Annotated in this window: 15 protein-coding genes; 8 read left to right on the top strand and 7 right to left on the bottom strand. The window is 68.5% G+C overall.

The genetic code is table 11. From position 1 onward, the window contains the following. Positions 1-6 precede the first annotated feature (6 nt). On the bottom strand, positions 7-489 hold the full coding sequence (locus PKD89_RS01460) for a cation:proton antiporter regulatory subunit (RefSeq protein WP_289012177.1): 483 nt from the start codon (positions 487-489) through the stop codon (positions 7-9). Positions 490-559: 70 nt separating this feature from the next. On the opposite strand from PKD89_RS01460, the gene PKD89_RS01455 reads away from it, so the two are divergent. The 4 genes from PKD89_RS01455 (at position 560) to PKD89_RS01440 (ending at position 7,677) form a co-directional block, all read left to right on the top strand. After that, the gene (locus PKD89_RS01455; RefSeq protein ID WP_287389424.1) at positions 560-1,195 is read left to right on the top strand and encodes a rhomboid family intramembrane serine protease; all 636 of its coding nucleotides are present in this window, start codon (positions 560-562) and stop codon (positions 1,193-1,195) included. Between the two features lie 69 nt (positions 1,196-1,264). Then, positions 1,265-2,674, top strand: a complete 1,410-nt coding sequence (locus tag PKD89_RS01450) for a wax ester/triacylglycerol synthase family O-acyltransferase (RefSeq protein ID WP_287389426.1) — start codon at positions 1,265-1,267, stop codon at positions 2,672-2,674. Between the two features lie 14 nt (positions 2,675-2,688). After that, positions 2,689-5,637 carry an AMP-binding protein gene (locus tag PKD89_RS01445; RefSeq protein WP_289012178.1) on the top strand — a complete coding sequence of 983 codons (2,949 nt, stop codon included), beginning with the start codon at positions 2,689-2,691 and terminating at the stop codon, positions 5,635-5,637. A gap of 138 nt (positions 5,638-5,775) precedes the next feature. Next, positions 5,776-7,677: a CASTOR/POLLUX-related putative ion channel gene (locus tag PKD89_RS01440; protein WP_324332230.1), complete on the top strand. Its 1,902-nt coding sequence runs from the start codon at positions 5,776-5,778 to the stop codon at positions 7,675-7,677. An 11-nt stretch (positions 7,678-7,688) separates the two neighbouring features. Here the strand turns inward: PKD89_RS01440 and PKD89_RS01435 are convergent, their stop codons facing one another. Together PKD89_RS01435 and PKD89_RS01430 are read right to left on the bottom strand one after the other, a co-directional pair. Further along, the gene (locus PKD89_RS01435; RefSeq protein ID WP_287377412.1) at positions 7,689-8,042 is read right to left on the bottom strand and encodes a hypothetical protein; all 354 of its coding nucleotides are present in this window, start codon (positions 8,040-8,042) and stop codon (positions 7,689-7,691) included. Positions 8,043-8,221: 179 nt separating this feature from the next. Beyond that, positions 8,222-8,743 (bottom strand): hypothetical protein, encoded by a 522-nt coding sequence (locus tag PKD89_RS01430; RefSeq protein ID WP_287377409.1) that lies wholly within the window; start codon positions 8,741-8,743, stop codon positions 8,222-8,224. A 340-nt stretch (positions 8,744-9,083) separates the two neighbouring features. Between PKD89_RS01430 and PKD89_RS01425 the strand changes: the two genes are divergently transcribed. Further along, positions 9,084-9,605: a hypothetical protein gene (locus PKD89_RS01425; protein WP_324332229.1), complete on the top strand. Its 522-nt coding sequence runs from the start codon at positions 9,084-9,086 to the stop codon at positions 9,603-9,605. A 9-nt stretch (positions 9,606-9,614) separates the two neighbouring features. Here the strand turns inward: PKD89_RS01425 and PKD89_RS01420 are convergent, their stop codons facing one another. From PKD89_RS01420 to PKD89_RS01410, 3 genes are read right to left on the bottom strand one after another with little or no spacing between them, the layout of a single operon-like run. Then, the gene (locus PKD89_RS01420; protein ID WP_289012181.1) at positions 9,615-11,294 is read right to left on the bottom strand and encodes an FGGY family carbohydrate kinase; all 1,680 of its coding nucleotides are present in this window, start codon (positions 11,292-11,294) and stop codon (positions 9,615-9,617) included. Next, positions 11,291-12,679: a pyridoxal phosphate-dependent decarboxylase family protein gene (locus PKD89_RS01415; protein ID WP_289012182.1), complete on the bottom strand. Its 1,389-nt coding sequence runs from the start codon at positions 12,677-12,679 to the stop codon at positions 11,291-11,293. The genes PKD89_RS01420 and PKD89_RS01415 overlap by 4 nt, the downstream gene beginning before the upstream one ends. 29 nt (positions 12,680-12,708) lie before the next feature. Beyond that, complete coding sequence (locus PKD89_RS01410) at positions 12,709-13,842, bottom strand: Gfo/Idh/MocA family protein (protein WP_289012183.1); 1,134 nt, start codon at positions 13,840-13,842, stop codon at positions 12,709-12,711. Positions 13,843-13,863: 21 nt separating this feature from the next. Here PKD89_RS01410 and PKD89_RS01405 point away from each other — a divergent pair, with 21 nt between their 5' ends. Together PKD89_RS01405 and PKD89_RS01400 are read left to right on the top strand one after the other, a co-directional pair. Then, positions 13,864-14,991, top strand: coding sequence for a galactokinase (locus tag PKD89_RS01405; protein ID WP_289012184.1), 1,128 nt, complete (start codon positions 13,864-13,866; stop codon positions 14,989-14,991). Positions 14,992-15,001: 10 nt separating this feature from the next. After that, positions 15,002-15,316: a hypothetical protein gene (locus PKD89_RS01400; protein WP_287377389.1), complete on the top strand. Its 315-nt coding sequence runs from the start codon at positions 15,002-15,004 to the stop codon at positions 15,314-15,316. 89 nt (positions 15,317-15,405) lie between these two features. On the opposite strand, the gene PKD89_RS01395 is transcribed toward PKD89_RS01400, so the two are convergent. Further along, positions 15,406-16,053 (bottom strand): PH domain-containing protein, encoded by a 648-nt coding sequence (locus tag PKD89_RS01395; protein WP_289012185.1) that lies wholly within the window; start codon positions 16,051-16,053, stop codon positions 15,406-15,408. Between the two features lie 122 nt (positions 16,054-16,175). Between PKD89_RS01395 and PKD89_RS01390 the strand changes: the two genes are divergently transcribed. Beyond that, complete coding sequence (locus PKD89_RS01390; protein ID WP_289012186.1) at positions 16,176-18,386, top strand: ATP-dependent DNA helicase UvrD2; 2,211 nt, start codon at positions 16,176-16,178, stop codon at positions 18,384-18,386. Positions 18,387-18,478 lie beyond the last annotated feature (92 nt).

Below are 18,478 nucleotides of genomic sequence, written 5' to 3'. Positions count from 1 at the left end.
GAAACATCAGCTGCTCAGGCGTGCTGCGAGCACCTCGAGGCCGTCGGGCATGCCGATGGCGAAGACGGTGTCACCCACCTCGAAGTGATCCTCCGGGCCGGGCGACGGCGACGGCTCACCGTTTCGGATGATCGCCACGATCGACACGCCGGTCACCGAGCGCACATCGGCCGCTCCCACGGTGATCCCGGCCCAGGGGGCGCCCGGCTCGACCGTGAGCCAGTCGAGCGTGATGCCGGCCACCTGGGTACGCAACCGGGCCGCCTCCTCGGACAGGCGACTACCGCCGAGCAGTTCGGCCAGGTCTCGGGCCTCGTGTTCCTCGAGGTGTACCTGCGCCCGGCAGGCATCGGGGTCGTCCTTGTCGTAGATGGCGAAGTCCCGACGGCCGCTGCGGTGGACCACCACCCCCAGTTGATCGCCGTTGTCGGTGGTGAGGTCGAACCGCGCACCGACGCCCGGAAGTTCGCTTTCAGTAACCCGTCCCATCGGCGACACGATAGGCCGTCGAGTGGCGGGCGGGCCCTTCGGCGGGTACCGGCCTGCCACACTGGGCCCGATGGCGACCGACCCCTCCTCGATCACCCCTGCAGGGTCCGCTGCCGAAGGTGGGCCGCTCGCTGAGGTGCCCACCTGGCTGCGTCCCGTCGCACCCGTCGTCGTCATGCTCGCCATCATGTGGGTCGTCGAGGTCATCGACATCCCCCTTCGTGGCCGCCTCGACCGCTTCGGGGTGCACCCGCGCGAGCTGGCCGGCCTTCCCGGCATCGTCTTCGCCCCGTTCCTCCACGCCGGCTTCGGCCATCTCATCGCCAACACGCTGCCCTTTCTCGTGCTCGGCGCTGTCGTCGCCTACGCAGGACTGCGTCAGTTCATCCTGGTCACCGCCATCGTCATGGCGGGCAGCGGGCTGGGCATGTGGCTCTTCGGCACGTCCAACTCGGTGCAGATCGGCGCCAGCGGCCTGGTGTTCGGCTACCTCACCTACCTGCTCACCCGGGGGTTCATCGCCCAGAAGTTGTCGTGGATTCTGGGCGCCCTGGTGATCGGCCTGTTCTACGGCTCGCTCCTGTGGGGGCTGATCCCCCGCCATGGCGTGTCCTTCAGCGGGCACCTGTTCGGTGCCATCAGCGGTGTCGCCGCCGCATGGATCCTGCATCGCAGCGGCGCCGACCCGGTCGACGATCTTCCGTGACTCCGCTGCGGCTTCTCACCCTATGCTGAGGCGATTGGCCTGAGGGGGCCGCCACCTTTGGGGGAAACGATGACGACGACCGAACGCCTGAGCCCGCTGGATGCCTCGTTTCTGCACCTGGAGAACGAGTTTGCCCACATGCACATCGGAAGCACCTCGATCTTCGAGGGGCCTCCACCCCCGTTCGAGCAGGTACGGGCGCTGCTCGAATCAAAGCTGGACGACATCCCCAGGTATCGCCAGATCGCCCGATTCGTGCCCTTCGACCTGGGCCGTCCGGTGTGGGTGGACGATGCACACTTCAACGTGGACTATCACGTGCGCCACACCGCGCTGCCGTCTCCCGGTGGCGACGAACAGCTGCGCCTGCTCGTGGCCCGGCTGATGTCCCAGCAGCTCGACCGGGCCCGTCCGCTGTGGGAGATCTGGATCGTCGAGGGCCTCGATGACGACCGGTGGGCGCTGGTCTCCAAGGTGCACCACGCCATGGTCGATGGCGTGTCCGGCGCCGAACTGCTGGCCACGATGTTGGACGTCTCGCCTGACGTGGTCGAGCCCATACCGTCGGCCTGGTCGCCCCGCCCGGCACCGGGCAACGTGGAGCTGGCGACCGAGGCCGTCGCCGACCTGGTGCGCAGCCCCTATGAGCAGGTGCGGGCCTTACGAGCTGCCACCCGGGTACCCCGACAGGCACTCGACCATCTGAAAGAGATCGGGGCCGGGCTCAGCTCGCTGACCGGCGTCCTCTCGGCGACACCGGAGAGCAGCCTGAACGGGCCGATCGGCCCACACCGCCGCTACGTGTGGACCTCGGTGTCGGTCGACGACATCAAGAAGGTTCGGGGAGCGCTGGGGGGATCGTTCAACGACGTGGTGCTCGCCACGGTCACCCGCGGCTTTCGCGCGCTGCTGCGGTCGCGAGGCGAGTCGACCGACCGGGTGGTGCGCACCCTCGTACCGGTGTCGATCCGACCACGGGACGATGGCGAAATGGCGACCGGCGACGGCACGATGGAGAACAAGGTGTCCGCGATGTTCGCCGAGCTCCCGGTGATGCTGGAGGACCCCGGGGAGACACTGTCAGCGATGTCGGCCCAGATGTCGGACCTGAAGGACTCCAAGCAGGCGGTGGCCGGCGAGGCACTCACCTCGATGGCCGGTTTCACCCCGCCGATGGTGCTCGCCCTCAGCGAACGGGTGGTCGCCCGGGGCGCCCAACGCAACGTCAACACGGTGACGACCAACGTGCCCGGGCCCCAGCTGCCGCTGTACTCGGTGGGCCGCAGGATGGTGGCGGTGTACCCGTATGTCCCGCTCGCCGGGCAGGTACGCGTCGGCGTCGCCATGTTCAGCTACGACGGCACGGTGTACTTCGGCATCACCGGCGATTTCGACAGCTGCGAGGACCTCGAGGTGCTGAGCGATGGCATCGAGGCCGGCATGGAGGATCTGTTGTTCCTGGCCCGTCAGCGCGCCTGAACCAGAATATGGCGATGGAGCTGTCGCCCACGTTTCTCATCGAGACTGCCAACCGGCTCGGAGCGGCGGCCCAGAACGTGATGGAGGTGGCCCGGTTCGGCGGTCTGGAGACCGATGAGGAGCCCTCGCCCTTCGAAGTGACCTGCGAGCAGCGTAACTACCGGCTCCGTCGCTACTTCCCCGCTCTGGTGCCCAACACCAAGGCCCAGCGCTTGGCCCGGCCGCCGGTGGTCCTGGTGCCGCCGCTGATGTTGTCGGCCGACGTCTACGACGTCGCTCCCGGGATCAGCGCCGTGGCCCACCTTGCTGCGGCCGGTGTCGACCCGTGGGTGGTCGACTTCGGCGCACCCGAAAAGGAGGAGGGCGGGCTGGAGCGAACCCTCACCGACCACGTCCTGGCGGTCAGCGATGCCGTGGACCGGGTGCGGGAGGTCACGGGTCGGGATGTGCACCTCGGCGGCTACAGCCAGGGCGGCATGTTCTGCTACCAGGCTGCGGCCTATCGCCGCAGCGCCGGGCTGACCTCGGTGGTGACCTTCGGCAGCCCCGCCGATACGAGCGGCATGATTCCCTTCGGTATCCCCGAGGAGGTGGCCGGACGCGTGCTCGGCCTGTTGGCCGACAACCTGCAGTTCTGGGGTTTGCCATCCTGGGCGTCCAGCCTCGGCTTCAAGCTGATGGACCCACTCAAGTCGTTACGGTCCCGGATCGACTTTGTCACCCAGCTGCACGACCGGGAGGCGCTCCTGCCCCGGGAACGGCAACGGCGCTTTCTCATGGGCGATGGTTGGGTGGCCTGGCCCGCACCGGCGCTGGCCGACTTCATGCGTCAGTTCGTGGAGCACAACCGGATGTTGCAGGGCGGCTTTGTCATCGAGGACCGCACGGTCACCCTGGCGGACATCTCGGTGCCGGTGCTGACCTTCATCGGCGAGGTTGACGAGATCGCCCCGACCGCCGCCGTGCGGGCGGTGCACAAGGCCGCTCCTCGGGCCGAGATCTACGAGACGTCGATGCGGGCCGGTCACTTCGGACTGGTGGTGGGCAGCAAGGCCGCCACCGTCACTTGGCCGACGGTGGCGGCGTGGGCTCTCTGGCGGGACGGCCACGGGGAGCAGCCGGGCAACATCGCTCCTGCCGGCGACGGCGTCCAGTCACAAACAGATGCGGTGCCCTCCTCCGAACGGGCCGCGTTCAACCTGAACCTGGCGACAACCGTGGGCCTGAACATGGCCTGCACGGCGGTCGGCACCGTCGTCGACACCGGTAGGACCGTGCAGAGCCTGGGGAGCCAGGCGATCGGCCAGCTCCCCAGGCTGGCCCGCCTGGAGCAGGTCGACCACAACACCCGCATTTCGATGGGCACGCTGCTCGATGAGCAGGCCTCCCGCCACGGCGACGACCCCTTCTTCCTGTTCGAGGGCCGCAGCCACACCTACGGCGACGCCAAGGTCCGCATCGACAACGTGGTGCGGGGGCTGATCTCGGTTGGGGTGCGCCAAGGTGAACACGTGGGGGTACTCATGGGCACCCGTCCGTCCGGCCTCGCCGCGGTGGCGGCCCTCAGTCGACTGGGGGCCATCGCCGTCATGTTGCGCCCCGGCCCCGACATCGCCCGCGAGGTGCGCCTCGGCGAGGTGGACCGCATCGTCGCCGACCCCGAGAACGGGGCGCTGGCCGCGGCCGCCACCTCGGTGCCCGTCTTCGTGTTGGGGGGCGGCGGCGACGAACGGGACCTCGGCCCAACGGTCACCGACATGGAGCGGATCGACCCCGACGCAGTGCGAATCCCGGCCTGGTACCTGGCCAACCCGGGACGGGCCGAGGATCTGGCGTTCATCCTGTTCACCGGCGGGGGCGACAAGATCCGAATCAACCACATCACCAACCGACGCTGGGCGCTGTCGGCGTTCGGCACCGCATCGGCCGCAGCTTTGTCGTCTCGGGACACGGTGTACAGCGTCACGCCGATCCACCACCCCAGCGGCCTGCTGACCAGCATCGGCGGGGCGGTGGCCGGCGGTTCCCGGCTGGCCCTTGCGATCCACTTCGATCCGGCCACGTTCTGGGACGAGGTTCGGCGCTACGGCGTGACCATCGTGTCCTACACCTGGACCTTGGTTCGCGATCTGGTCGAGGCGCCGCCGGATCCCGCCGAGCGGCACCATCCGGTCCGGATGTTCATCGGCTCCGGCATGCCCGCCGGGCTGTGGAAGCAGGTCATGGCCCGCTTCGCCCCGGCCACCGTGCTGGAGTTTTACGCCTCGACGGAGGGCTCTGCGGTGTTGGTCAACCTCAACGGCCGCAAGGTCGGCGCCAAGGGGCGGCCGCTACCGGGCAGTGCCGAGGTCCGTCTGGCCCGCTACGACGTCCTCGGCGAGCGCCTGATCGAGGGGCCCGACGGGTTTGCCGTCGAGTGCGACGTCGGCGAGACCGGGGTCCTCCTGGCCCAAGCTCGTCGAGCCAGCGGCATCATGGCCGTTACCCCGCTCCGGGGCCTCTTCCGCCGCAACGATTCGTGGATCGCCACCGACGACCTGTTTCACAGGGATGAGGACGGTGATTTCTGGTTGGACGATCACGTCCCGGCGGTGATCCACACCGCACAGGGTCCGGTGCCGTCGGTGCCGATCGAGGACGCCCTCGGCCAGCTCGATGAGGTGTCGCTGGCCGCCGCCTACGGCGTCATTGCGGACCGGGTGGGGGCCGACGCCGACGCGGAGGTGGCCGTCGCCGCAGTCACCCTGTCCGGCGATCACGAGCTCGATGCGGCCAAGCTCTCAAATGCGCTCAGCTGCCTCCCGCTCACCGAGCGGCCTTCCATCGTCCATGTGGTCGACGACATCGAGCGCACCGCCTGGTTCCGGCTCCGTAAGTTCGCCCTGCGCCAGGCCGGGCTGCCCAGTGGCGGCGTGCAGCTCCATCTCGATCACACGACCGGCAGGTACTCGGCGAGCCGCTGAGTCGCTTCGTGGGCAGGGCGATGACCTCGAGGAACGGCCTGAAGAACCCCCGTCGTTCCGTCCTGGTCTGCCAGATCACTCGATCCACAGCGAGCGATCTCCGGCTAGGTTTCTCCACGACATGAAGTGGGGCCAATGATGCGAGACGACGGCTCCGACCCCGAGGGCGCAACGTTCGCTCGCGTTGGCGCACGCCTCCGGTACCGGATGGACAACCTGTTGTCGCGCGGGGTCTGGGCGGTGCTGTTGTGGCTTGGGGCCGCAACCGCCGTCCTCGTCGTGATCAGCTCGGCCCTGCTGACGATTTTCGGGCTCACGTTCGCCGACAGCGAGAACACCAGCTGGATCGAGGACGTCTGGCAGAGCCTTCTGCGAACGCTCGACACCGGCACGATGGCGGCCGACACGGGTTGGGGCCCGAGGGCGTTGGCGCTGATCGTCACGCTGGCGGGCCTTCTCCTCGCCGGCACGCTGATCGGCCTGATCGCCAGCGGCGTGGAACAGCGGGTCGAGCAGATGCAGCGCGGCAAGAGCACCGTGGTCGAATCGGGTCACATCGTGATCCTGGGAACGTCTGCGCGCCTCCCCAAGCTGATCGAGCAGTTGGCCATCGCCGGTCGGGACCGGGCCCGCAACGTCATCGTGGTGCTGGCCGACTGCGAACCTCGGGAGCTACGCGAGTCGGTTGGCACACACCGGGCCCGCCTTCACGGCAGCCACCTCGTCATTCGGTCGGGGAAAACCGACCGGGTCTCGGACCTGTCGATGGTGCGTGTTCGAGAGGCCCGAGCCGTCATCGTGGTGGCCGACGACGACGCCGAAAATGACACCGACGTGGTCAAGGCGGTGCTGGCCGTTGGTTCGGCCGCCGGCGGGTTCGGTCGTATGCCGATCGTCGCCGAGCTGAGGGAGGTGGCGATGGCCGAACGTCTCGCACGCGCCTGTGGCGAGTCGGTCCATCCAATCGTGACGACGGTGACCATCGCCCGCCTCACCTCCTTTATGCTCCGCGACCCGGGCATGAGCAAAGTGGTCGACGAGCTGATGGACGCTCGCGGGTGTGGCATCGACCTCATCGATGCGTCCGATGTCGTGGGGGTGCCGTTCGGGGAGATCGTGCGTCGCTTCCACGGGTTACGACCGATCGGCCTGATCGGCGACGACGGCGCAGTCCGGCTGAACCCCGCCGCCAGGTCGATCCCGGAGTCTGGCGACCGCCTCGTGACAATTCGCGATCACGAGGCCCCACCGACGACGGCCACAGCACCGTTCGCCGACGAGGTGCAACCGCAACGAGCCCAGGTTGGACCCGCCGACGAGCGCCCCGAGGAGCACCTGGTGGTCGTCGGGTGGAACGCTCTCGGGGCAACGCTGATCGCATCCGTCGCCGAGGTCAGCACGCCCGGCTCTTCGGCCGAGATCGTGTACGACCCCGACCTCTTCGACGCCGACGAGATCCAGGTGCCGGCATCGACCGAGCTGGACATCAGATTGACGCCCAGCCCTCGTCTTTCGTGGGAGCTGGCCGATGCCGAGGGCGCGCGGGCGACCTCCATCGTGCTGCTCGGCTACGTCCGCGGGCTGAGCGCCGGGGAGGCGGACAGCCGGACGCTGTTGGCGCTCATGCTCCTGCGCAAGGAGCTGCAGAACCGCCCCGGGCCACCACCCAGGGTCATCGTGGAGCTGCGCGACGCTGACAACGTCGATCTGGCCCGTCAGTCGGGTGCAGACGAGTACATCGTGAGCGACGCCATCGCAGGCCGCTTCATGGCCCAGTTGGCCGAGCAGCCGGAGCGCCGTCTGGTTTTTCTTGCGCTCTACGCCTCGGCCGGCCCGTCGCTGCGGCTCGTGACGGCCGAGGACCTCGCTCTGGTGGGCACGGTCAGCTTCGGTGACGTGGTGATCACGGCACAGGCGGCCGGGATGCTGGCGATCGGCTGGCGGCCGGCATCGACGGAGGGTGCAACCGCCATCCTCAGCCCGACGGTGTCGACGATGCTCGATCTCGCCCCCGCCGACCAGATCATCGTCATCGCCTGAACCGGCCCGGCTCAGCCAGCAAGTGCCAGCGCGGTCAGCACCACCAAACGCTCGCCCGCATCGTCGGCCCTGCCGATGACAAACAGTGTCGAGGTGCCGTTGGAGTAGGCGGTCTCCAGCACCGGTGCGTCCGGCTCGGGAAGGTCCAACCGGTCGGAACGCTCGGTCAGGCCGGCTGCGTGCCCGCTGCGCCACGCCAGGTGCTGGTTCCAGTTGACCCCGGGCGGCAGGTACTCCACACGCGAGTCGACAAATTCCAGGTCTTGCTCAGCAAGCCGACTGGACAACCGGTCGTCGAGGACTCGCTCGACCGGACCATCGTACGCCTCGGCCCCGGGGCTGGTCTCGATATCGGCCCATGCCACGGTCGAATCGGACGAACATGCGCCGAGAAGCCCGAGACCGCACATCAGCAGCACCGCCAGGCCCCTCGGCGCCTGTTTCCGAGACCCCGTACGGATCCAATTCTGGCGTAGTTCGCGCATGAGGGCGACGCTACCCGCCGGTCCCAAAGGGGACATGGCGGACGTCGCCCTCTGGGTGGTTATGCCTCAGCGGCCTCAAACGCCTGGTCCAGTGCACCCTCGGTATCACCGACCCCAGTCGACGCGACCACGCTCTCTGCGTTCGTCAGCAGACCCTCGACGTCGATGCCCTGGGGGTTGACCGCGACGATGACAAGTCCGGCGGCGCCACGCTCGAGCAGATCCCCCATCTTACGGACCTCGTCCTTGGGGATGTTCTTCCAGAAGTGGCCCGCCAGGCCACCGACGCCTGCCCAGACCGCCCCCGTCGCAACGACCGGGCCGAGAAACACGATCCCCAACGGTGCGGAGATGACCGTCAGCGCACCGCCGAGTACACCGGTACCCCAGGCGGCATGCTTGGCACTCGTGTTGTGCCGGTCGATGCTCAGCGTCCCGTCGGCCTCCTTCTGGACGACCGCGACCGCGAGGTGATCGATCTGGCCTGCGTGCTTCACCCCGTGAATGGTGTCGAAATCCTGCTCGGCCAGCGCTTTGCTGGCGTAGGTCGCTACGGCGACGGTGACGGGCTTGTCGGACATGATGAGAATCCTCTCGGTGGTTGGATGCCGAGGACGGAAGCCTGGACACCAGGTTTCCCTCCTCAGATGGCATGACGGGCACCGAAGGTCTCGATGGACCGCCACGAAGCACGATACGTACGAGCCCGGTGCGGGTCGTCACCCGTACTGGCTGATTGGGACGTTGATGCCAATGCCAACCTGCCGTGATGCCACGTCGTGATCGGGCTCCAGATGCGTCGGTCGGAATGGTTCGATCGTGACCTGAAGGGTTCTGGATCACCCCATCTGGGCGATGCCGCCTCCGAGGCGCATTTGTAGGTTCGAGCCGAGTATCTGCCCCCCTCTGTCAAGGAGCTTCATGCGCAACGTCGCCACCGCCATCCTCATCGCCACCCTGGCCGCCACCGGGCTCGGGGCGTGCTCGAGCGACTCGACCTCGACTTCGGCCTCGACCGACCGGTCGTCCGTGTCCACCTCCAAGTCCAGTGATGGTTTCTCGATCTCGACTCCGGCCGGCGAGGTTTCGGTGTCGCTCAGCGGCGACCTGCCGCCTGGATGGCCATCGGACTTTCCACTGCCGAAAAAGACCGACCCCGCCGGTTCGGGCTCCCTGGGCGGCTCCTCCTCGGGGACCATGGTCGGCGTGTTTTCGACGAAGGAGTCCGGCAGCGACGCGCTCGACTTCTACGCCGGTGATTCCTCGCTGGACCCGTCCTCCAAGAAGAGCGCCGGCGGCAGCTCGAACTTCCTGGGATCGGTGGATCTCGGAGGCTCATACCCCGGCTCGGTCACCGTCGGCGAGATCAGTGGAACCACCTACATCGTCGCCATTCTCAACTCGGATGGTGCGGGAAGTTCGACGACCACCACCAAGGGCTGAGCCGACGAGCTACGAGGAGCTCAACAGGTTCCAGACCGGCCCCAGGGCCTCGAAGGTGGCTTCGAAGGCCCGCTGATGACCGTCGTACACCGCACGAGTCTCCGGGTTGGACGACAGGACCGGCTCTGGTGAAGCGGACTCCGCCGGAGCCGCGCTTCGGTCCGAAACCTGAGCCAACGCCCGCAGCGCCGCCGCTCGGGCGACCGCCACCGACGGGTCGGCGACGACGCGCACCGGACGGTTGACCACATCGGCGATCACTTGAGGCCAACCCGCCACTTCGGCACCCCCGCCGGTGAGGCGCAGCTCGACGATGGTCTCGCCGATAAACGCCTCGACGTGGCGGAGCAACCAGGCCAGGTTGTGACCAACGCCCTCGAATGTCGCCCGGATCAACTGCGACCGCGTGGTGGCCAGCGATACGCCGACCAATCCGCCCCGGGCGGTGTCGCTGCCGGCCGGTGCCATCGAGCCGGCCAACCACGGCAGGCACAGCACTCCCCCGGCGCCGGGCTCGGTCGAGGCCAGCGCAACCTCGGCCTCTGCAAACTGGCCCGCCGCAACGGCACCGGCACCATCGAGCAGGGCCAGGAACGCCTCGGGCACCCGGCCACCCAGCCCGTTCTCGGCCATCACCAGGTAGCCGCCGTCGGGCGCGGGCATGGAGAGGATCTCGTGATCGAGGTCCTCGGCCTTGCCAGGTGCCGAGGTCACCAACACTGCGGTGGTGCCGATAGCCAACCCGGCGATCACACCGGTTTGCGGTGCGCCATCATCGAGGTCGACAGCGTCATCGCTGTCGACACCGAGGCGGGCGGCATCGCCGTGATCGGCGTCAAGCTGGGTGCCATCACGTTGGGCGGCGGCTCCGGTCGCGAGCGCTGCGGCTGCGGTGTCGTTGATCCCGGTGGCCACGGTCGAGCGGGCGGCCACACCGAGCCGGGCGGCAACCTCCGGGGTCACCTCGCCCACCGGCCGGTCGGGTGCGACCAGCTCGGGCAGCCGTGCCGGATCGATGCCGGAGGCGGCGAGCAGTTCGGGGTCGTAGCGCAGCGCAGCGGTGGTGGCGTTCGCAGTATCGGGCTGCGAAGCGTCGCCGGCCGCCCATGCGGCGGCGCTGCGGTTGTCACACAGCTGGGTGGTGAACATGGTGTGGCGGGTGGCGGTCACCCGGCCGGTCAGGCGTGCGGTGACGTAGTCCATCACCTCAACGAAACGGGAGTCGCCGTGGGGATCCTCGCCGATGAGGTGCAACACGTGGCCCAAGCTCAGCCCGCCACCGATCGGGGGAATGCCGTGGCGCTCCACCCACAGCTCGAAGTTCCCGGGTGTGGCGAGCAGCCGGCGGCAGGCGTCGGTGCCCCGCCGGTCCCCCCACATCACCACCGGCCCGGTCGGGGCGCCGTCGGCGCGCACCGGCACCGTCGATGAGTACTGACTGGCCACCCCGATCGCCACCGTCGGCGCAGGGCCCGCAGGCGCCGGAGCGACCTCGGCGACGCACGCTGCGACGCCCTCGAGCACCGCTTCCCAGATCTGCTCGGGGTCCTGCTCGCAGACCGGTGGCCGCTCGTCGCTCGCCAGCGATCGCTGCTGGTGGGCCAGCAGCGATCCGTCTGCTGAGACGGCCACCACCTTGACGTTGGTGGAACCGACATCAACCCCGATGGCCAGGGACGGCCGGGTCACGAGACCGGGGGGACGCCCTGCTGCTCGTCCATCATGTTGGCCATGATGTCGCGGATGAACTCGTCAACGTCGCTGGTCATGCCACCGGGGATGCCGCCGTAGATCGCGGCGCTGTCCGGTTCGCCGTCCTTGTGCTCCTTGGCGTACTCCACCGCCTGGGCCAGGTCGGCGGCGAACGCCTCGGCCACGCCCTCCTGGGTCTGGGGCCGTGTGACCGCCATGTGGATGGCGTTGGGGTACTGCTGGCCGTTGAAGCGCCAGCCCCGCAGCTTCATGCAGTCGTTGACGTGGTAGATGTCGAACTCGTCGGAGGTGAAGCTGAACAGGAACGTGGGGTCGCCCATGATCCTCAGCTCGGGGTGCGAGCGCACCGCTGCGATCATCTTGTCGGCCGTCCCGAAGATCTCCTTGGCGTACTTCAAGTAGCCCTCGCGCCCCAGCTTCACCATCGACGCCCAGGTGGCGGCCAGCAGGCCACCGCTGCGCGACCCGTCCATCGACGGCGAGCAGTACTTTCCACCGGTCCACTCGGTCTCGTAGAAGTACTGGCCCCGCCGCAGCGCCGTGTCGCGGAAGGTCACCACCGAAGAGCCCTTCAGCCCGTAGCCGTACTTGTGGGTGTCCGAGCTCATCGACGTCACGCCCGGCAGGCGGTAGTCGAACACCTCGAACGGGTAGCCCAGATCCTGACCGAACGGCAGGATAAACCCACCCAGGCAGCCGTCGACGTGCAGGCCGATGCCGCGCTCGACCGCCAACTCGGACATCTCGCCGATCGGGTCGATCGTGCCGTAGCCGTAGTTGCAGGCCGAACCGATGATGGCCACCGTGTTCTCGTCGATCTGGGCGCGCAGCGCATCCATGTCGGCCTTGGTGCTCACCGGGTCGATCGGCACGGTGCGGTCCTCGAGACCGAACAGCTGAGCCGCCTTGCCAAAGGCCGGGTGCGCCGTCTCGGCCTTCACGATGTTGGGGTTGGTGATGCCACGCGCCCGACCGGCCTCCCGGTACGCCAGGATCGCGTGGGCAATCGACGCGGTGCCACCCGAGGTGACGATGCCAACGGGCGTGCCGTCGGTGACCGCCTCGGCGTGAAACAGGTCGAGGGTCATCGCGATGATCTCGCCCTCGAAGCGGGTGGCCGACGGGCAGATATCGCGCTGCAGCGCATTCACGTGGGCGAACAGGCCGAACGCCTCGTTGAGAAACTCGTAGTGGTCGTGGTCGCCGCAGTACATCGTGCCCGACACCTTGCCGTCCTCCCAGAAGGAGTCCTCCTCGGTGGCCAAGGTGCGCAACTCATCGATGATCTCGCCCGGATCGCGACCCTGCTCGGGCAGCGTGCGGTTGACGGGGAATCGATCGGCGTATGGGTAGGCGCTCATGGATGGGACCGTAGCTGAGCGCTCGCGGTTCAGCCCATGCAGGGCACTTCGACCGCCCCGCCACCGGCAGCGATCGACGCGTAGGCGGAGTCGGCGATGACGTGGGCGCGCAGCGCGTGTTCAAACCCGGGGTCGAGCCGTGGCGATTCCCCGCCGAGGGCAGCGAGAAACTTGGTCTCGGCGCTGCGGGTGTCGACCCCCCGCTCGTCCAACCACGCCGTCAGCTCGGCACCCGCCAGCGAGATCGTCGCTGCATCGGCCTCGGGGCCGGTGAAGTTCACCGGGCCGTCGAAGTCGTCGAGCACCTCGATCATCGCCCGTTCACAGAAGATCTCCAGGTGGCGCTGGGACGGCCGGCTGAGCACCTGGTGCCAGACCGACGTCAGTGACACCGTCCCACCGGCGGCGAGGCGGAAGGTCGCCGCCACCGAGTCCTCGATGCCATCCACCCCGGCGATGTGGGTGTCGAGCGCCGAGACGGATCGCACCGGACCGAACAGCCACTCGATCAGGTCCAGATCGTGGATCGAATGCTCCAACAGCACGCCCGAGCCGGCCCTGGCCCGGTCGGTCCTCCAGCTGGACCCGTACATGCCCTGGTTTGGCAGAAACTGATCGTCTCGAAACACCACCGAGATCACGGCCCCCACGCCCTCCGGCGATCCGGCCTCGCCCGGCGACAGGGCCCCGGCGAGCAGCTCGCGCACGGCCAGCATCGCCGGTGACGAACGCAGCACCAGCCCAACCATCGTCGGACGGTCGTAACCCTCGACCAGCGCAGAGACCGCCCGGGCGTCATTCACATCCACCCCAAGCGGCTTCTCGCAAAAGACCGCGCGACCGGCCTCGACGCAGCGGGCGACCAACTGGCGGTGCTCGCTGGTCCAGGTGCACACGAACACGGCGTCGGCGACGACGACCTCGCCGGGGTCGTTCACCGCCGTACCTCCGAAATCCTCGGCGAAACGCTCAGCTCGCTTTGGGTCGGTGTCGTAGATCGGGCCCATCCGATAGGGCAGCGGGCTCTGTTCCAGCTGAAACCCGTGCAGCATGGCGATCAGTCCCGCCCCGTAGAAGCCGATCGCTGGTCCTTCGCCCTTGATGTCCGACCTCCCCGCTGGTGAACGATCCGAAGCTACTGCGGTCGAGCAGCGCGAGGGCATGGGTGACTAAGTTGCTCGGCCATGGGCGGTGCCGACGCAGGGGGCCACGACAACACGGCGAACGGGGACAACACGGCGAACGGGGACAACACGGCGACCGCTGTCCACGCAGCGGGCTCACCCGACACGGTCGTCGCCTGGGCACCCGGGCGGGTCAACCTGATCGGCGACCACACCGATTACGCCGGAGGGCTGGTGCTGCCGATGGCCATCGACCTGGGCACCACCGTGAGGTTCGACCGCGGTGGAACCCACCTGCGGCTGCGGTCCGGCCGTCGCCGACCCCTCTCGCTCGACCTCCCCGTCGCCGCATCGGTCGCTCGGTCGCTGAGCGACCTCGAGCCGTCGTGGGGTCGCTTCGTCGCTGCGGCGGCGATCGAGGTGGGCGCCACAGTCGGCGGCGACGGCGAGATCACTACCACGTTGCCGGTTGGGGCAGGGCTGTCGTCGTCTGCCTCCCTCGAGCTGGCGGTCGCCCTGGCCCTGGGCTTCGACGGGTCCCCGCTCGAGTTGGCCCGGCTCGGCCAGCGGGCCGAGCACGCAGCATCCGGTGTGCCGTGCGGGATCATGGACCAGCTGGCGATCGCTGCCGGCACGACAGGACACGCACTGCTCATCGACTGCGCCACCGAGCGGTACCAGCCGGTGGTCATCCCCGACACGGTCGAGGTGTGGGTGCTGCACTCCGGGGTGAAGCGCCGGCTGGCAGACTCGGCCTACGCCGAACGCCGGGCGGCCACCGAGTCCGCCGCCGAGCTGGTGGGCCCGCTGGCCCAGGCGAACCTTGACGACATCGAGTCGATCCCCGATCCGGTGCTGAGGCGACGCGCCCGCCACGTGCGTAGCGAGTGCGACCGGGTGCAACGCTTCGCCGCCGCGCTCGCCACGGACGATCCGACGACCGCCGGCGAGCTGATGGAGGCCAGCCACGCCTCACTGCGCGACGACTTCGAGGTCTCGGTGTCCCAGCTCGACGAATTGGTCGTCGCGCTGTCCGCCCGACCGGAGGTTTTCGGGGCCCGGCTGACCGGCGCCGGCTTCGGTGGATGCGTCGTGGCACTCGCCCGCCCGGGCAGCAACCTCTCCGGGGTCGGGTCGACCGCCTGGCTGGTGCGGGCCTCCGACGGCGCCCGGCGGATCACCGGGTAGCGTCGGGGTGGTGCACGACCCTGTTCGCCCGCCCAAAGTGATCACCTGCGTGGACTGTGGGTTCGAGGCCCACCTGTTGTTCGATCCCACCGACCCGGCGGCCTCCGACCCCGACGGCGACTCGGCGCCGTCGACCTCGGCGTCGGCCAACCTCGATCCATGGGACTCCGACGACCTGGCCGCCGTCCCCTCAGGCGACTCGTTCGATGGTGAGCCCGACGAGATCAGCGACGGCATCGCGTTGATCTACCGCTGCAGCGGCTGCGGCGACCGCTGGGACCTGGTCTGGTCACCAGACCTGGCCGCTGGGCCCGACGGCGCCTAACCCTCAGGTTGCCGTCCCAGGGTCCCCATGAGAACTGCCCAACGTGGACGCTTCGCTGTTCACCACCCCGCTCCGGGCGGTTGCCCCATTCACGCCAACAAGCGGGCCTTCTGATCGTCGAACTCCTCGTCGGTCAGCCGACCTCGCTCGTGGAGTTCGGCCAGCTTCTCCAGCTGTTCGGCGACACTCAGCGGACCGGTGTGGACGGTGGTCCCACCGTGGGCCCTCGCCCCCTCGGCCGCCTCCCTGCCAATGCGGTCGTACTTGCGGTTCTCGTTCTCTTCCATCTGGGCGTAGATCTCATGTTGCACCGCCGGCGGGTCACGGATGTCCTGGAAGAACTCCTTGCCCGTCTCCCCGCCTGACTCGATCGCCAGGTCGCCGGCGCCGAGTAGCCGTTCAAACAGGGTCTGCTGGAAGAACACCGTGTTGATCCGCTCCAGCGGGATCTCGACGCCCGAGGCGACGAGCACGCCCGACCGGTAGATGCATCGGTCGGTGGTCAACACAAAATTGGTGGTGCGCCACAAGACGAAGCGGCGCAGGAACCACCCCAAAGCGACCAGCACCAGTAACCCGAGAACGACCTGGATCGGACGGTCCCACGAAAGTGCAGCGAAGCCGACGACGATGCCGCCCACCAGGACGACCGTGGGCCCAAACAGGTACTTCCAGTGCGGATAAAGGTCGAGCACGATCTCTTCATGGGGCTGCAATAGCTTGGATGGATAGGCCACGTTCGCTCCGAGAGTTCCCCATCACGATATCTGCAGACACCGGACGAACGATGGACGCTGGTCGAGTGCGGGCGGAACCCGCCACGGCTTGGGTGTCACGCCCGGCCGGTACGATCGCCCGGGTGAGCGACGCGTCCAACGAGCCGGCGGCCCTGGTTGCCGGGCTGAACCCCGAGCAGCGCGAGGCGGCAACCCACGAGGCCCACCACCTGCGGATCCTGGCGGGAGCCGGGTCGGGCAAGACCCGGGTGCTCACCCGTCGCATCGCCTATCAATCGGCAACCGGGGCGATCGATCCCCGTGCGGTGCTGGCGGTGACCTTCACCCGCAAGGCGGCCTCCGAGCTGCGCAGCCGGCTGGGTCAGCTCGGCCTGCGAGACGGGGTGCAGGCAGGCACCTTCCACTCGATCGCCTGGGCACAGCTGCGCCAGCGCTGGGCCGAACGGGGCATCACCCCGCCCGAGCTGGTCACCTCCAAGCTGGGTATGATCCGCAGCGTCAGCGGTGAGCGCTCCCGCACGGCGCTGCTCGATCTGATGGGCGAGATCGAGTGGGCCAACGCCCGCTGCGTCGATCCGGAGGAGTATCCGTCGGCGGCCACGGCGGCCCGACGGGACCCGCCCTATGACCCGCAACGGGTGGCGGAGCTGATGGCGGCCTACGTCAATCACAAGCGTCGCCAGCGGGTGGTCGACTTTGATGACCTGCTGCGCCTGGCCGCCCGCGATCTGCGCGCCGACCCGGTGTACGCCTCCGGCCGCCAGTGGATGAACCGGTTCCTCTTTGTCGACGAGTTTCAGGACGTCAACCCCCGCCAGTTCCAGTTGCTGTCCGCCTGGATGGGCGAGGGCGCGCACCTCACGGTCGTCGGCGACCCCCACCAGGCCATCTACGCCTGGAACGGCGCCGATGCGGGCTACCTGGTCGAGATGGATCGCTACTTCGACGATGCGGCCACGGTCACGCTCACCCGCAACTACCGCTCGTCGCCTCAGATCATCACCGTCGCCAACGCCGTGCTGAGCGACGGTAGCGACCAGCGGGGGGCGGCGTTGGTGCCCACCCGCCCCGACGGCGCCATCCCCACCGTCTCGGTGCACCCGGACGAGATCCAGGAGGCCCGCCAGATCGCCCGGGAGCTACGCGCTGCCCATCGTCCCGGCCGCCGCTGGGCCGACCTGGCCGTGCTCGTCCGCACCAATGCCCAGCTCACCCCGCTCACCCAGGCTTTGAGCTCCGCCGACATCCCCCATCGCACCCGGGGTGGCGGCGGGCTGCTCGACCAACCCGAGGTGAGCGACGCGCTGCGCAGCTTGCGTCGGGCGCGAGAGGTAGGCACCTGGATCGGCGATCTGGCCCGGGAGCTGCGCGAGTTGCGCCCCCAGATCGAGCGAGCCGATCGGGCTCTGGATCCCGAATCCGAAGACGCCGACGACGATGCCGGCTTCGACGAGTCCGACGAGTTCGACGAGTTCGACGAGTTCGACGGCGCCGAGGATCCCTCACCTCGCGACCGACCTGCCGGCGAACGGGCGCTGGGCGACTGGACCTCCGATGAACGGGTCCCCGAAACCCCCCGGCCGAGGTCGGGTCGCATCGCTCCCGAACACCTCACCGCCGAGCGTCTCGCCAACCTGGACGAGCTGGTGCGCCTAGGCCGTGAGTACCTCGACCTCGACCCGGCCGGCACCCCCAACGGGTTTGGCGCCTGGCTGCGCTCCAGCCTGGCCGACGCCGGTGGCGCCGACTCCGATGCGGTGGAACTGTCCACCTTCCACGCCGCCAAAGGCCTCGAGTGGCCGGTGGTTCACCTGGCCGGTGTGGAGAAGGGGCTGATCCCGATCCACTTCGCCGAAACCCAGGCCGAGCTGGCCGAGGAGACACGCCTGTTCTATGTGGCGATCACCCGGGCCGAGGAGGAACTGGTGATCCATCGAGCCGAGAAGCGCACCACCGGCACCCGGGAGATGCGTCGCAAGCCCTCGGCCTTCCTCGAACCGGTCGAGGAGGCGCTCGACTTCCTCAACGGCGTCGAGCATCGTCGGCCCCGCCGGGCACCCACCAGCGGACAGCGTCGGCCGGCACCGTCGACCAAGGCCGGGCTCACCGGTACCGACGCCGAGCTGTTTGCCACACTCCGTACCTGGCGCCTCGAGCAGTCCCGGGCCGCCAAAAAGCCGGCGTTTGTCATCCTCACCGACGACGTGCTGACCCGCCTGGCCAGCGTGCGCCCCCTCACCAGGAGCCAACTGCTCGATATCCGCGGTATCGGCCCCACCAAGGCCGACCTCTTCGGCGACGCGCTGCTCAAGCTGATCGCCGACGCCCCCTGACGGGTGCGGAGTCCTCCGATGCCTCGGAGGTACCCCACGATCAGTTCGGTTCGGTTCGGTTCGGTTCGGTTCGGTTCGGTTCAGTTCGGTTC

Origin of the sequence: Candidatus Neomicrothrix sp., from assembly GCF_035329545.1 — a bacterium.
Lineage (GTDB): Bacteria > Actinomycetota > Acidimicrobiia > Acidimicrobiales > Microtrichaceae > Microthrix > Microthrix subdominans.
Note: the sequence above shows the minus strand (reverse complement) of the source record. Positions and strands in the feature narration are given on the sequence as shown.